10 protein-coding genes are annotated in these 15,343 nt (G+C 37.4%); 8 read left to right on the plus strand and 2 right to left on the minus strand.

Features of this window, described 5'->3' with window-relative positions; translation table 11 throughout:
- Positions 1 to 927 carry a cysteine synthase A gene (gene cysK / locus LQ229_RS24270; RefSeq protein ID WP_230193139.1) on the plus strand — a complete coding sequence of 309 codons (927 nt, stop codon included), beginning with the start codon at positions 1 to 3 and terminating at the stop codon, positions 925 to 927.
- A gap of 187 nt (positions 928 to 1,114) precedes the next feature.
- Here cysK and LQ229_RS24275 read toward each other — a convergent pair whose 3' ends face one another.
- Together LQ229_RS24275 and LQ229_RS24280 are read right to left on the minus strand one after the other, a co-directional pair.
- A complete protein-coding gene (locus LQ229_RS24275; protein ID WP_230193140.1) occupies positions 1,115 to 3,601 on the minus strand; it encodes an O-antigen ligase family protein in 2,487 nt (828 codons plus the stop codon).
- 74 nt (positions 3,602 to 3,675) lie between these two features.
- Positions 3,676 to 4,473 carry a class I SAM-dependent methyltransferase gene (locus tag LQ229_RS24280; RefSeq protein WP_230193141.1) on the minus strand — a complete coding sequence of 266 codons (798 nt, stop codon included), beginning with the start codon at positions 4,471 to 4,473 and terminating at the stop codon, positions 3,676 to 3,678.
- Between the two features lie 103 nt (positions 4,474 to 4,576).
- Between LQ229_RS24280 and LQ229_RS24285 the strand changes: the two genes are divergently transcribed.
- The 7 genes from LQ229_RS24285 to LQ229_RS24315 all read left to right on the plus strand — a co-directional run bounded on the left by LQ229_RS24285 (position 4,577) and on the right by LQ229_RS24315 (position 14,966).
- A complete protein-coding gene (locus tag LQ229_RS24285; RefSeq protein ID WP_213531731.1) occupies positions 4,577 to 5,767 on the plus strand; it encodes a transposase in 1,191 nt (396 codons plus the stop codon).
- A gap of 516 nt (positions 5,768 to 6,283) precedes the next feature.
- Positions 6,284 to 7,084 carry an ABC transporter permease gene (locus LQ229_RS24290; RefSeq protein WP_230193142.1) on the plus strand — a complete coding sequence of 267 codons (801 nt, stop codon included), beginning with the start codon at positions 6,284 to 6,286 and terminating at the stop codon, positions 7,082 to 7,084.
- 15 nt (positions 7,085 to 7,099) lie between these two features.
- Positions 7,100 to 8,296, plus strand: coding sequence for an ABC transporter ATP-binding protein (locus tag LQ229_RS24295; RefSeq protein ID WP_230193143.1), 1,197 nt, complete (start codon positions 7,100 to 7,102; stop codon positions 8,294 to 8,296).
- Positions 8,297 to 8,325: 29 nt separating this feature from the next.
- Positions 8,326 to 8,949, plus strand: coding sequence for a hypothetical protein (locus tag LQ229_RS24300; RefSeq protein ID WP_230193144.1), 624 nt, complete (start codon positions 8,326 to 8,328; stop codon positions 8,947 to 8,949).
- A gap of 111 nt (positions 8,950 to 9,060) precedes the next feature.
- Positions 9,061 to 10,674 (plus strand): glycosyltransferase, encoded by a 1,614-nt coding sequence (locus LQ229_RS24305; RefSeq protein WP_230193145.1) that lies wholly within the window; start codon positions 9,061 to 9,063, stop codon positions 10,672 to 10,674.
- 18 nt (positions 10,675 to 10,692) lie between these two features.
- Entirely contained in the window at positions 10,693 to 14,019 is a 3,327-nt protein-coding gene (locus LQ229_RS24310; protein ID WP_230193146.1) for a glycosyltransferase, read from the plus strand.
- A gap of 20 nt (positions 14,020 to 14,039) precedes the next feature.
- Positions 14,040 to 14,966 carry an NAD-dependent epimerase/dehydratase family protein gene (locus tag LQ229_RS24315; RefSeq protein ID WP_230193147.1) on the plus strand — a complete coding sequence of 309 codons (927 nt, stop codon included), beginning with the start codon at positions 14,040 to 14,042 and terminating at the stop codon, positions 14,964 to 14,966.
- The last annotated feature ends 377 nt before the right edge of the window (positions 14,967 to 15,343 follow it).

Here is a 15,343-nt window from a genome sequence, read left to right on the forward strand (position 1 = left end):
ATGGCGAAAGTAGTATCTTCGGTAACGGAACTGATCGGCGACACGCCGATTGTGAGGCTGAACCGCGTCGCGGACGGCGCGGGCGCGTCGGTATATATGAAATTGGAATACTTCAATCCGGGCAAAAGCGTGAAAGACCGGGCGGCTTACAATATGATCGCCAGAGCGGAGGAAGAAGGCAGAATCGTGCCGGGCAAGTCCACGATCATCGAGCCTACCTCCGGCAATACGGGAATCGGGCTTGCCATGGTTTGCGCTGCGAAAGGGTATCCTTGCATCATTACGATGCCCGAGAATGCGACCAAAGAGCGCGTTCTGGTCATGAGAGCGTACGGAGCTAGAGTGCATCTAACTCCTTCCTCGAAAGGGATGAGAGGCGCGATCGAGAAGGCGCAGGAGCTTGCGGAGACGATCGAGGGAAGCTTTATTCCGATGCAATTCGAGAACCCGGCCAATTCCGACGCGCACCGCCATACGACGGCGACGGAAATATACGAGGCGTTCGAAGGGAAGCTGGACGCGCTGATACTTACCGCCGGAACGGGCGGCACGGTGACCGGTACAGGCGAGGAACTGAAGCGGAGCATTCCGGGTTTGAGCATCTACGTCGTCGAGCCTGCCGGTTCTCCGGTACTCGCGGGCGGCGAGCCGGGACCGCATAAAATCCCGGGGACAGGCCCCGGCTTCGTGCCGAAAATTCTGAATCGAGCGGTGTACGACGAAATATTGCATATTCGGGACGACGATGCGCAGCACATGGCGCGACAGCTCGCAGCGCAGGAAGGAATTCTCGTCGGTGCTTCCTCGGCGGCGTCGGCCTTCTTCGCGGTGCAAATCGCCCGCAAGCTGCCCCCGGACAGCCGCGTGCTTTGTATCGCCCCGGATTACGGGGAGCGGTATTTGTCTTCGGATTTGTTTCGGATTTGAATATAGAACAAAGATACCCTATTAACGAATTCAAATTCGCGAATAGGGTATTTCCGTTCCTTATGAACATGGATTAGCCCTTGTATGCGGACTGTAAGGTATATGTGTTCGCAAATAAGGCACTTTTGTTCCAAAATAATATCCCACCCAACTTCGCTTGTACGAGGCATGGGTGGGATTTTCCTATCTATAATGCAAAATTCGTATTTACCAATTCGTCAATCATTTGCTGCTCGTTCGGATCTGCGCTGATTAAGGCATCATGCAACGCTTGGTCGTTCGTGTTTTGTTTCAGCAGCGATGCCAGGTACCAACGAATGACGATGCGATTTTCCTCGTTGTTATAATCTTGCGTGATCCCTAGCTTCAACGTCTCCGATGCGGCGGCGTAATCCCCGCGTTTGAAGTGGATCTGCCCGATGGCGAGCGCCATTTTCGGCGTCACGCCGAAGGCGCGTCCTTGGTTCTGTTCTTCCGGCAGCGATTCGAGGATCTTCATCTGCTCTTGAAGTTTGCCATATACGGCGAGCGCATCGTCCCAATAAGCGTTCATGTTCTGGCTGTCCTGTTCCGTACGCGCTTTTTCACCAAGATCGTGATCCCACATCATGATTCGTTCATAAAGCGTAATGTTCTTCGGATCGTCAGGATTCAGGCCCGTATCCCACAGCCGGTCCGCCAACTGCGCTCTAGCGAATTGCAACGCCTCGTCGTACATTCCCTTCATCTCGTACTGGAGAATTTGCAACTCGATCAAGATGCGGTTATGCGCTTCTTTTTTCAGCACCTTGTCCAAAAGCTGTTGGCCCTCATTGTAAAAACCTTCGTCCTGCGTTTGTTGAAACGCCGATCGCAGCAAGGTGATTTTCATTTTTGCATATTCTGGATGCGTCGGACGTTTGCTTAACGCTTTATCCAAATGCACCACCGTTTCATTATAGTTTTTCGTCTCGTCCAAGACTCGGTTCGCCGTTTTATAAGAAGCGTTGGCCGTTAACGAGTTGAACGATACAAACACCATCACCACAGCGAGAACGCCGACGACGCTCGGATAAATATACTGCATCGACGGATGATTCAGCTTCTTGATCTCCGGTGTGCTTGTATTTGCGATCATGCCTCCGAGACAAAGGAAAACCAGACCGGACAAATAAACGTAGCTGAGATCGAAATCGAGCATACTGTGCGCAAATAGCGCAACCGCGATCATGAAATATAGAAAACCGCTATTGCGTTGCTCGTCGTTGCTGCGGATATAGCTCCGGATAAAGAAGTACAAAATCAACGCAAGGAATGCCACTAGAATGAGAAAACCGACAATCCCCGTCTCGGCCAAATACTGCATCGCAAAGTTATGCGCCTGACGGCTCGTGTAAGGGTTGTGCTGGTATTTTTCGTATAATGCGGCCCAAGCGCCGCCACCCGCGCCAAATGCAGGATAATCGCCCAGCAGCTTCATGGCGTCCTTATAGAACGTTACGCGCTCCAGAGCGCTATGTTGTTGGAAATTAATGCTCTCAAGCCGGGATTTGATCGATTCCGGGAAAATATTTTTGGCGCTCGTAAAGATGAACACATACGCCGCAATTCCGCCTATAATAATCGCAGCAACAGGCAACGCAAAGTGCGACCATTTTTTCTGGGTGAAGCCTTCCAGCTTCTTCTCAAGCCAAGGTGCGATAAAGCGTTCGATTAGCACGGCAACGACCGTATATAACAAGGAGACGCCGAGCAGCGTCAACCACCCTTTGGCCGCGAGCGACGACGAGAATTGCTCCTGCAGCTTCAGTCCGGTATCCGTGAGATTGCCAAGGAACGCAAGCGAAATGACAAACGCGATCCCGAGATGCACCACCCATAAGATTTGCCTGTAAGGCTTTTGGAAAAACATGAAAAAGAGAAAAGCAATAGGCACAAGCACAATCGCTCCCCGCGACAACGTCAGGAAAAACGAAATGATGATCGGGACGAGCATGAAGGCGTTCAGTGCCTTCACATACCATTTCTGCGACTTCACAAGCATGAACACCGCGCAGAACATCAAGGCGATCAGCAGTCCGGCATACGTATTCGGATATTGGAATACCGAAGACAACCGGTGGCCAATGGCCTGTACCCAAATCGTCTGATTATAGCTGCCGTCCGTCAGAATCGGCCCGTACGGGAACCCTTGCACCAACCAGGAAACGAGCGAGCCCGTAAGCTTCGCATGCCCGAACCAGGCGATCATCCCGTACCATACGACCAAATAGCCGGTAATAAGCACGACCGATTGAATGATGCGGTTCGCCGCCCGGTGCTTCAACACGTATGCGCCAAACAAGAACAAGGCCACGTAGACGAATTGTATGTAAACCATATTCATCGCATAATAGGACGAGCCCGCAGTGCTTAGCGAGATGAAATAAGTAAGAGGCAGGCCGAGCACTAGCAAACTGAGCCAGTCTTTCTGCTCTTCCAATCTCCAAATCTTAAAAAAATAGCCCGCCAGCACGACAAGCGTAATACTCATCCAGCATACCGCGGTATAAATCGGACTCTCGTAATTAATCGTATTCCCGTTAAACAACCCAACCTGAAACGGCGCCCAAAACAAAAACAGCACCACCGACCCGATCAGGCCCCACTGCCAAGCCGTAAACTTCTCCCCCGGCATCGTCTTCTTCTCTACCATTGGAAATCTCCTTCAGTTGATAAAATTCGACTTTATTTTATCATAAAAGGGAGGGGGAGGGAAATTTAATAAGATTAAAGTTTATGTGCAATAACTCTTATAAATCTACCATGTTGTTCATTGTCAATTGGATTATATTTATTATTTAGCCCGAATACTTCTTCAATATTATGAAATCCAGCTTTCACTAACATTTGTTTGAGAGTTGCAAAGGAAAATAAGTGGAAATGCCTTGTCATTTCATCTAAACCAGATTCGACATTTGGCACCTCAATATAAATTATTCCTCCCGACTTTAATTTGTCGTAAGTAAGTTTAATTGTTTGCATTGGCGATTTTACATGTTCTAAAGAATCGATCATTGTAATAGCGTCAAATTTTCCATTTTTATAATTACATAAACCATTTAATACATCACCAATAAAGATGTCTCCGTATTGCATAGCTTCCAATGCAGCAGTCTCTGAAACCTCTATACCGTAAGTTATCCATCCGAATTCTTTTGCTACTTTAAGCAATCTCCCTGTCGCACATCCAATGTCTAAAATCATTCCTGATCGCATGCTTAATTTTTCAGAGATTAATTTCAAATTATCTTTAAATAATATTTCACGAAAATTAGAATCATACATGTGGATATAATCAGCATACTTCCCACTAAGATATTCTTCATAAAATCTGTTTACAATCTCGTCATTTAATCGAGGATTTACGAAGACGAGGTTGCATTCATTACACTTTACAAGGGTAAAAGTATCGGGAATTCTCAAAAAATCATCTTCTAGTATATTTGATTCTTTATAATATTTTTTAACCGGCTCCCATTCTTCTGCGTATTTAGTTTTAAATAAGAGCGTTTTGCAATAATCCAAGGCCTTGATTTGTAAGGATTTTCGGACATAAAAAAGGGACTTCACCCCAACTTGGAGAAGTTTTCAAGTGACCAAACAAGAAAACTTAAGGAGTGAAGTCACGATGTATATTCTCCAAGAAAGCTTGTTTTCCTTCGAGGAATTGCTAAAAATGCAGTCAAAAGAGCGATTGCCAATCTTCTTTAGCTCACTGGATCTCAGACCCTATGCCAAGGAATTAAGAAGCCGTTCACCCCGAGGCGCCGACGGACATTGCAGACAGGGCATTTTACGTGCGCTTCTGGCCGCCCCTCTTGAAGGAATCGCTACCTTAACGGCTTTGCATCATCGGTTGAGCACGGACCTTCGGTTCCGCTATCAGTGCGGACTTTCGCTTGATCGGGAAGCTCCATCCATCTCCACACTCAGCCGTGTGTTTGCCGACGTCACGAAAAAGGAACTGGCCAAGCGGCTGTTTGAGGATCTGGTTGCCCACCTCAGGCTAGAAGGTGTTCTGGACGGCAGCCACGTGGCAATTGACAGCACCGCCATCCGTGCTTACGAGAGAAAGCAACCCAAGCGAAAAAGCGAACAGACCGGCAATGCCAATTGGGGAGTGAAACTCGATTCGTTCGGCAACAAGATCACCTGGTTTGGGTACAAACTCCATCTGGCGGTCGATACGAAAAGCGAATTGCCGCTTGTGCTGGAAGTCACGCCTGCGCATGTCAATGACGGAGAAAAGGCGCCGGGCCTGATGGAACAAGCCGCATCCAGAACCGCTCCGAGGTTTTTCATGCTGGACGCAGGCTATGATCAGTTGAAGGTTTACGAGGCCGCGCGAAACGTCAAGGCTCAAGCCATCATTCCGCTCAACCTCAGGCGCGAGAAGGAACCGCCTGCCGGCATGCGGTCCAACGGGACGCCATGCTGTTCCATGGGCTATGCCATGACGTACTGGGGAGCGGACGGGGACATACTGAAGTTTCGCTGTCCGCACGCAACCGGCAAAGTCGACTGTCCGCTTGGCATGGCCGCTTGCTCGTCCTCGAATTATGGCATGGTCGTGAAAGTGGACGTCAGGGAAGACCTCCGGCGGTATTGCCATCCACATCGGGATACCAAACGCTGGAAAGCACTTTACAATGAGCGAACGAGCGTTGAGCGCTGCAATGCGCGACTGAAATGCTCTTTGACAGCAGATGCCTTGCATGTGCGCGGGATCGAGAAAGTAACAACTCACCTGTATCTGAACGCCATCGTTCTGCTTGCATCTGCAGTAGCCGCATCTCGCTTGGCAAAAGCGGTCGCTTAAAAACGAGCGTTTCCCGAAAATTCTGCAGGTCTGCCCATTTTTATGACCAATAAACTCCAATTACACATTTTTAAACGTTAAAGCCAGGAATTAACTGCTGCTAGTTGAGGACTCCCTATGAAGCTGGCTTCAAAACGAAATTATGCAAAAGGCTCATAAAACAAATTTATTTCCACCACAAAAATCGCACTTTTCAACAAGATACTCCAATGATTTGAATTTGTTATTTTTCTTAAATAGGTTTTTTATATTTTTCATTTCTCTCTCCTCCTTGTTGTTTCTAAAAATTTAAAACAGTATTTTAAACCCGGGGATTTGAAATATTTTTGGTATCTATCTACTATTTAGGTAGGCTACCAAAAATGGTAACCTTATATTTGTTTAATAGTTATATCTATCATTTTAATCAATCAAAGATAGAAAGTCATTAACTAGTATTACATTCCATTGTTTGATAAAATATTGTAGACATTAGAAGTGGAATATAGAAAAAAATTATATTAAGGAATGTTTATAATGTTAAATATCGTATCTGCTTTTAAAGGAATATATCATTCCAAAGAACTTATTCTCAAATTGGCAAAAAATGACTTTTGGACTAAATATGCTGGCTCTCAATTTGGGATTGTTTGGGGGTTTGTTCAGCCAATTATAACAATTTTGGTGTATTGGTTCGTCTTTGACATAGGCTTTAGAGTTGCCCCCTTAAATGATGTACCATACTTACTATGGCTAATGTGTGGACTAATACCCTGGTTTTTTTTCTCAGAAGCTTTAATTAATGCAACAAATAGTTTAATGGAATACAGTTATTTAGTAAAAAAAATAGTTTTTAAGATAAGTATTTTACCGATAATTCGTGTCGTTTCTACATTATTTGTTCATTTGTTTTTCTTGGTTTTTATTATGTATGTTTCTTTTTTGTACGGGTTCCAACCCAATATTTATAATCTACAAATAGCTTATTATTTAGGTTGTATGTTCTTTTTAGTCTTGGGGTTATCTTACATAACCGGATCTTTAATTGTTTTTTTTAAGGATCTAAATCCCTTGATCATTATTGCATTACAATTTGGGGTATGGCTAACCCCAATTATGTGGAATCCCGAAATGTTTAACGAAAACATTAAAAAAATTATAATATTAAATCCAATGTATTATATCGTCGAAGGTTATAGAGATTCGTTGATAAACAATGTTTGGTTCTGGGAGAAACCGTTTTTAACCATATATTATTGGATTGTCTCAGTTATCATTTTTTTGTTAGGTATAATTTTGTTTAAACGACTAAAACCACATTTTTCAGATATTTTATAAATGGAGATCACACTTATGAATGAGTTTTCGATTGAAGTAATGAATGTAAGTAAGACTTACAAATTATATTCGAAGCCAGTAGATCGCATTAAAGAGGTTATTCACCCTTCAAAAAAAATATTTCATAAAGAATTTACTGCTCTAAATGATGTTTCCTTTAAAATTTACAAAGGTGAAATTGTGGGCATTATTGGTACAAATGGTTCAGGAAAATCAACCATACTAAAAATAATTACAGGACTACTAAGTCCATCAGAGGGAAATATTAAGGTTCATGGAAAAATATCAGCATTATTGGAATTAGGAGCTGGATTTAATCCCGAATTTACAGGTATAGAAAATATATATTTAAACGGGACGATGATGGGTTTTTCTAAAGAAGAAATAGATAGTAAATTACAAGAAATTATGGATTTTGCTGATATCGGTGATTTTGTTTATCAACCCGTTAAAACGTATTCGAGCGGGATGTTTGCTCGATTGGCATTTGCAGTCTCAATAAATGTTCAACCTGATATTTTGATTGTTGACGAAGCCTTATCAGTTGGTGATATGTATTTTCAAGAAAAATGTTATGAAAAGATGAAGGACATGGTTCAAAAAGGAACAACAATCCTTTTTGTAAGTCATAGTCTTCCTGCAATAAGGAATTTTTGTGATCGAGCAATTTGGATTGAGAAAGGTATATTAATTGCACAGGGAAAAGCCGACGAAATTTGTGATAAATATAAAACTTATATCGAAAACAAGGATGATGGAGTTGCCAAGCTTTCATTAAATAAAATTGATATCGGCACTAAATATAAAAATAAAATCTTTTTAAAAAACATTTCTCTTGATAAACAGGTTTATACTACTGGAGAAGATATAAATATAGGGATAGAGTTGGGCTTTAGAGAGGATTATAAAAATTATGGAGTGGGATTAATTGTTTATAATGCTCATGGTGAGATTGTAACCTTATTTAACACAGTAAGAGATGATATTGAGTTATCAAGGCCAGTAAAAAATATTATTTTGACAATACCAGAAAATGATTTTTTGAATGGGAAGTATTATCTTTCAGTCCATATATCTGATGAAATGGTAATGTATCCATATGATAGGAATGATTATGTAAGTGAATTTGAAGTTGTTGATAAAAAGAATAAAAATGGAATGCCTATTTCCGAGGGTTTCTTTAGATGTAAACATCAGTGGGCAATACAATAGTTACTAAAAATAATAAAGGAAAATCTGTGATGAATAGAAAATGGAGTTTGGCAATAATCATTTTGGTGACAGTAATATTAGTAAATAGTATTATTTTCTTTAAAGCTAATACTGATAAGAACAACGAATATGAAGTTGCTAAAATGGGGACAGAATTGAGTGAAAATATAGGAGAGATAACCCCTGATGTTCTTATTGAACAATCATTCATTAGTGATCAAAACGATTTATCGCAGTTAAATTTGTTCTTCTCTACATTTAACCGTTTGAATAACGGAGAGACTATAATTCAACTTTTAGACGGGGAAACAAAAGAAATTATAAGAAAAATAAATATAAATAATGAAGAGATAACAGATAACGACTTTTTTAATATTAAATTTGACCCAATAACAAATTCTAAAAATAGAAAGTTGATTTTAAACATAAAGTCATATAACACCGATAGTCTAAATGCAGTGACTATTTGGATCGATCGAACAAAAAGCAAAAATTCGGGTTTGAAGGTAAATGGGCTGCACGAAGAGGGTTCAATAGTATTTGATTTAATTTATGAAAATAAGATTAATTTGCAGGATATTTTATGGACCAATGTTTTTTTTGTTTTTTTAAATATCCTTATATCCAGACTTTTTATTTTCCTGAAAAGATAGCTGTAAATGACTACACTTGGAGGAATTGAATTGTTAATTAGGCGTTACATGATTAGTAGGGGTTTAAACTATCTTAGACGAAATGGACTAAAAAGTTTCTTTTTTAAGGTTATGGAAAAACTGGAACAAAGTAAAAAACTAAAATATGACTACTATCAAGATAATCCGTGCACTAGTGCAATTCTAGAAAGACAGCGAAAACATCAATTTAAATATGAGCCTCTAATTAGTATTGTTGTTCCTGTGTATAATACTAATGAGAATTTTCTTATAGAAATGATTAACTCTGTTCTAAATCAAACCTATTCAAATTTTGAACTATGCATCTTTAACGGTGGAAGTAACAACCCTAAACTAGATAGTTTAATAAGAGGATATGCTGATAAGGATAAAAGAATTGTTTATAAATGTTCCAATTTAAATGAAGGTATATCTAATAATACAAATTCTGCGATTGCTTTAGCTAAAGGAAAATATATTGGCTTATTAGATCATGATGATCTTTTAAGTCCAAATGCTTTATACGAGTGCGTTAAGGTAATCAATAAATTTGATCCTGATATCATATACTCTGATGAAGATAAAATATCTGAGGATAGTAGTCTTCACTTAGAGCCCCATAAAAAACCAGATTGGTCGCCCGATACGTTATTAAGCTATAATTATATATGCCATTTCTTAGTTTTTAAATCTAGCTTGTTGAATGAAACTGGTTTATTTAAATCGGAATTTGACGGTAGCCAAGACTATGAATTTATACTTCGGTTAACATCTGTTAGTAAAAAAATTTATCATATACCTAAAGTATTGTATCATTGGCGAATAAACAGTTCATCAACTGCAAGTAATATTTATTTTAAGAAGCATGCACTTGAGGCTGGAAAAAAATCATTGGAAGAGTTTTTATATGAAAGAAAGATAGTAGCAACTGTAAGTGAATCAGATTTTATCGGTTCTTACAAAATTTCTTATCAAGCTGATATGGATGAATATGTAACTTTGATTATTGTTGGGGCTTGGCGTAAAAAAGAAGAAATATTAAAGAAGTATAATTTAATTAAAACAAATACTGAATGGACTAATGTTAAGTTTATTTTTTTAAATAAAGCCGATAGTAATAATCAATATAATTTGGATAGTAATTGTATGGTTTTTGGTGTGAATGAACAAAAATACTCCAGCTATATCAATGAAGCAATAAGGAACTCTAGTACTGAATTGATTTTTATTATGGATTCAGAAATCCAACTAACTAGACGAGATTGGTGCTATAAAATGGTTGGGGAAAGCCTCCATGATCATATTGCAATTGTTGCACCAAAAATACTAAAAAATAAAATTGCAATTTCAAATTTCGGTCTAATAGTAACCAACAGTGAGATTAAAAATATAAGTGAAAATGTTAATAAAAATTATTTTGGATATATTGGCCGTAATAAAATATCTCAAAATGTTACAGCTGTAAGTCCTCAGTTTTTGTTAATAAAAAAGAGCATTTTAAACGTAACTGGTTTTTTAGACGAAGTATATGAAAGTCCTATAGCAATTATCGACCTATGTATTAAAGTAAATATGCACAAGAAGTATGTAAAAATTATTCCTGATGAATTAGTTATAGCTAATGAAAATAACTTATCACATTATCAAGACTTACTTTACTTTCGTCAAAAACATATGAGTTATTTGAAGGATAATGATAAATTTTATCCGAATAAATTATTTTAAAGGGGGGGAGGGGATAGTATGAAAATTTTGTTTACGATTCATGATTTGCAAAATTATGCTGGTACAGAGACATATACCTATACTTTAATTGAGGAACTGATAAAAAAAGGACACGAGGTCTTTTTATACTGTTCTAGGTTAGGTAAAATGTATGAGAAATTTATGGAACTGAAAGTTGAAGTGACAAATGATATTAGGACCCTCCCTAAGAATATTGATATTATTCATGCTCAACATCGAATGGAAGCATATATTGCATATACACATTATCCTGACAAGCCCATAATTTATATGTGCCATGGTGTTTTACCATGGCAAGAGCAACCTTTAATTTTACCTAATGTATTCATTTATGTTGCCGTAAGTGAAGAGGTTAAGAACCATTTAATAAAAACGTATGATATAGCCGATGAAAAGATTAAGATTATTCGTAATGGAATAAATTTGGAAAGATTTAATTCTAAACGAAAAGTAAATTATCCTCCCCAAAAGATGCTATTAATCTCAAATAGATACACTGATGAAGTTAAAAAAGTTTTAAAAAGTACCTGTGACTCCATGGATATGAATCTAAAAATAATAGGCCAATCTGCACAATCCGTCTGGAATATTGAAGACGAAATTAATGAAGCAGATATTATTGTTTCTCTAGGAAGAGGAATTTTAGAAGCGATGAGTTGTGGACGAATAGCTCTAGTCTATGACTATAATGGAGGGGATGGATTTGTAACGTTTGAAAATTATAACAAATTTAAAGAGAAGAACTTTTCTGGCAGAACAAATAAGCGAAAATATTCTAAAGATGAACTAATAAAAGAAATTAAACATGTTTATAAAAAAGATAACATTGAATCTAACTTAGAACTAATAAAAGAAAACCATGACATAAAAAAAATAGCAGATCAGTTTGTAGATCTTTATAATAATGCCTTATTATTTAGTTATTCGAAAAGTGCAAATATTAACCATGATGTTATTTATGAAGCTCTTAAATATATTGGTCAGGAAACAGTACAGAAAGAAAAAAACACACGTTATTTAAAAGAGTTATCAGAAGAAAAAAATAAGATAATTTTTGAAAAAGATGATAAATTATTTGAATTGGAAAAAACATTGGAAGAAAATACTCGCAATCTACTTAAATACGAAAATCAATTAGGCAGCTTAAATGTTTTATTAAAAGAAAAGGATGAGCATTTGCTGCGTGAAAAAAGTAACATAATAAAATTAAAGGATGCTCTGCAAATGAAAAATAACGAGTTGAAAAATTTAGAAGTAGAAATTAACGACTTAAAAGAAGAGATAGGAAAAGTTATTAATGATAATGGAAAGCTGGAAATTGACAACAATGAATTGAAAAAAATGATAAGTTTAAAAGAGGATGAAATACAGAGACTCATTAATGAGAATAAACAAAAAGAAATGAATACAAGATACCTATTGGAATTAACAAAAGAAAAGAATTTGGAGTTAAGCGAAATTTATAATTCTAAATCATGGAAATTGATCCAAAAGTATAGGAGATTAAAATATATTGCTAAAAGAATTATGAAGGATCCACGTGTGGTATATAGGAGAATAACCAGAAGGACAAATATAGATATACAAATGAAAAATAATACAAGTAACAAGGAATCAAATTTGGTTCAAATTTCAGATAAGCCATTAGTAAGTGTTGTTATTCCAGTTTATGATCGAACAAAGGTACTCATAGAAAGTATTGAATCGATTCTTAATCAAACATACACTAATTTTGAATTAATTATTGTATGTGACGGTTCGCCGTATGAAACATTAGATATCTTGAAAAATTATGAGAATCATCCGCAAGTAAAGATCTTCAAATTTTTTAACAATAGTGGAAATGCTGTTAGAGGTAGAAATAAGGCGATAGTAGAAGCAACCGGTAAATATTTGGCATTCCAAGACAGTGATGATATTGCAGAAAAAGATAGATTGGAAATTTCAGTTCAATATCTTGAGCATCATAATGTAGATGTAGTTTACGGTGGTTGGAGAGCTAAAGTTGACGGATCCCGAAACGTTGATATTAGAGATAACCAAGAGATTCATAGCCCAGACTGTGATTATACTTTGTTGCTTGAATTATGTGTACCATGCCAAAGTACTGTAATGGCAAGAGTAGATGCTTTAAGAGCCGTGGGCGGTTTGAAAACTTCAATGAGATATCGGGAAGATCATGAGCTATGGCTTAGAATGGCTTATCATGGTTATAAGTTCAAATCCATTCCTCATGTTCTAACAAATTTAAGATTACATGCCAACAATTTAGAATTATCTTATAAGGAAAGTGATGATCACTGGAAAAGTTTAATGATTGATGAACATAAAAAAATTACTAAATTGAAACCGAAGATTGCTTATGTCATTCCTGGTTGCGGTATTTCAGGAGGTATAGCTGTCATTTGTCAGCATGCTAATCGACTCTTAAAGCGAGGATATGATGTAATTTTAATTACAGAGGATAATAATACAGCAATTGAATGGTTTCCAAATCAATTGGTTCAAGTTATAACGCTAAAAGATGCTCCTTCAAATTTGGATATTGTTATTGCAACTGGTTGGAGTACCGCATATACTATTCAACATATTAACGCAAAAAGGAAGATTTATTTTGTCCAATCAGATGAAAGCAGGTTTTACCCTGCAAATTCGCATGAATCGAAAAAAGCATTGGAATCGTATCATCTTCCTTACGAATATATGACAGAAGCAAAATGGATTCAAAAGTGGTTAAAAGAAAACTTTAACAAAGATTCATATTATGTTCCAAACGGATTGGACGAGGAAATAATTTATGAGACTGAACCGATGTCCCCAAAAGGTAAGAAGATTAGAGTCTTGTTAGAAGGCCCAATTGATATCCCATTTAAAGGTATGGAAGATGCTTTCAGCGCGATCAAGGATTTAGATTGTGAAGTCTGGTGTATTAGTTCTGCGGGAAGACCGAAGGAAGAATGGAAATGTGATATGTTTTTTGAAAAAGTACCTATGGATAAAATGAAACAAATATATTCGAGTTGTGATATTTTCCTAAAAATGAGCAGAATTGAAGGTTTCTTTGGACCTCCGTTAGAAATGATGGCATGTGGGGGGGCTTGTGTTGTTGGTGAAGTAACAGGTTATGATGAATATATTCAAAATGGATATAATGCAATTGTGGTTAAACAAGGAGATGTAAGGGGGGCTAGAGAAGCGGTAAAAGAATTAATTGAAAATCAAGAACTGCGTAACGAATTAATTCGTAATGGTAAGGAAACGGCGAAGAAATGGAAATGGGAACCAACGATTGATATTTTGGAATCAATATTCATTGAAAAATAATTGGACTGGGGCAGTTAACAATGAAAATTTTAGTTACAGGAGGCGCAGGATTTATTGCTTCCCACATTGTGGATTCACTAATAAAACTACAGTATGAAGTAGTTGTTATAGATAATTTATCTACAGGTAATATCAAAAACATAAATAAATCTTGTACATTTTACAAGCTAGATTTAATGGATCCAGCCCTTGAAAATATATTTGATTCTTTTAAACCTGAAGTAGTGATTCATCATGCTGCGCAGGTAAGTGTACTAAATTCATTGAATCAGCCGCTGCTAGATTCTTCAGTAAATATTAATGGAACCATTCGAATATTAGATTTAATGAAGAGGTTCAAAAGCAAAAAAATTATTTATGCTTCTTCAGCTGCTGTATATGGTATTCCTAATCAATTGCCAATTACAGAAAACCACTTAATTCGACCGATATCTTTTTACGGGATTTCAAAATATGTTCCAGAACAATATATTGCAATTTACTCTGAATTATATGGATTGGATTATACTATTTTACGTTATAGTAATGCTTATGGGCCAAGACAGGTTTCGTATGGTGAAGGAGGTGTAGTATCAATTTTTATAGATAAATTAATTAATAACGAATATCCGGTTATTTTCGGAGATGGTGAACAAATTAGAGATTTTATCTTTGTTAAAGATATAGTGTCCGCTAATCTATCTGCGATTAATAATGGAAGTAGAGATGTATATAATATTAGCTCTGGGACTGAGACGACAATAAATAAATTACTGTCTAATATTTGTTATACACTAGGAGTGGAATATTCTCCACAATATGCTTCAAGCAGAAAGGGAGATATTTTACATAGCTGCTTGAGTAATGAAAAAGCTATTAAAGATTTAGGATGGAATCCCGAATTCTCATTAGATCACGGTATATTAGAAACGTGTGAATATTACCAAAAATGTGAGGTATACCTATAGGTTAAAAAACGTTTTGCAGAGAAGTTGATTAGGGGCGAGTTACATTATATTAATAGAAATCAAACTTTATTTTCAAGAGATGAGAAGCACCGAAAGTAATTAGCTAGAAATAAATCTTCTAGGGTAGGTAAATTTAGTTTTTTTGTAAAAGAGAGTTTCTTAATTGAACAAAGAGCAACGAGATATTTCAATTAAAATTTGAAAAAAACTGCTTGACGAACTTATCAGGCAGTTTTGCTGTTTAATTACCAAGTCCAGCGGTAAGATGTCAAGTCCCTGATTCTTGAGAATTGGAAATTTTCTTGGCCGTAAAGCAAGGGAGTCAGGGAAAATGACAGCACCAAACTAAACCCAGCCCGAAAATCAAGTCATTTACC

Origin of the sequence: Paenibacillus sp. CECT 9249, from assembly GCF_918697855.1 — a bacterium.
Classification (GTDB): domain Bacteria; phylum Bacillota; class Bacilli; order Paenibacillales; family Paenibacillaceae; genus MSJ-34.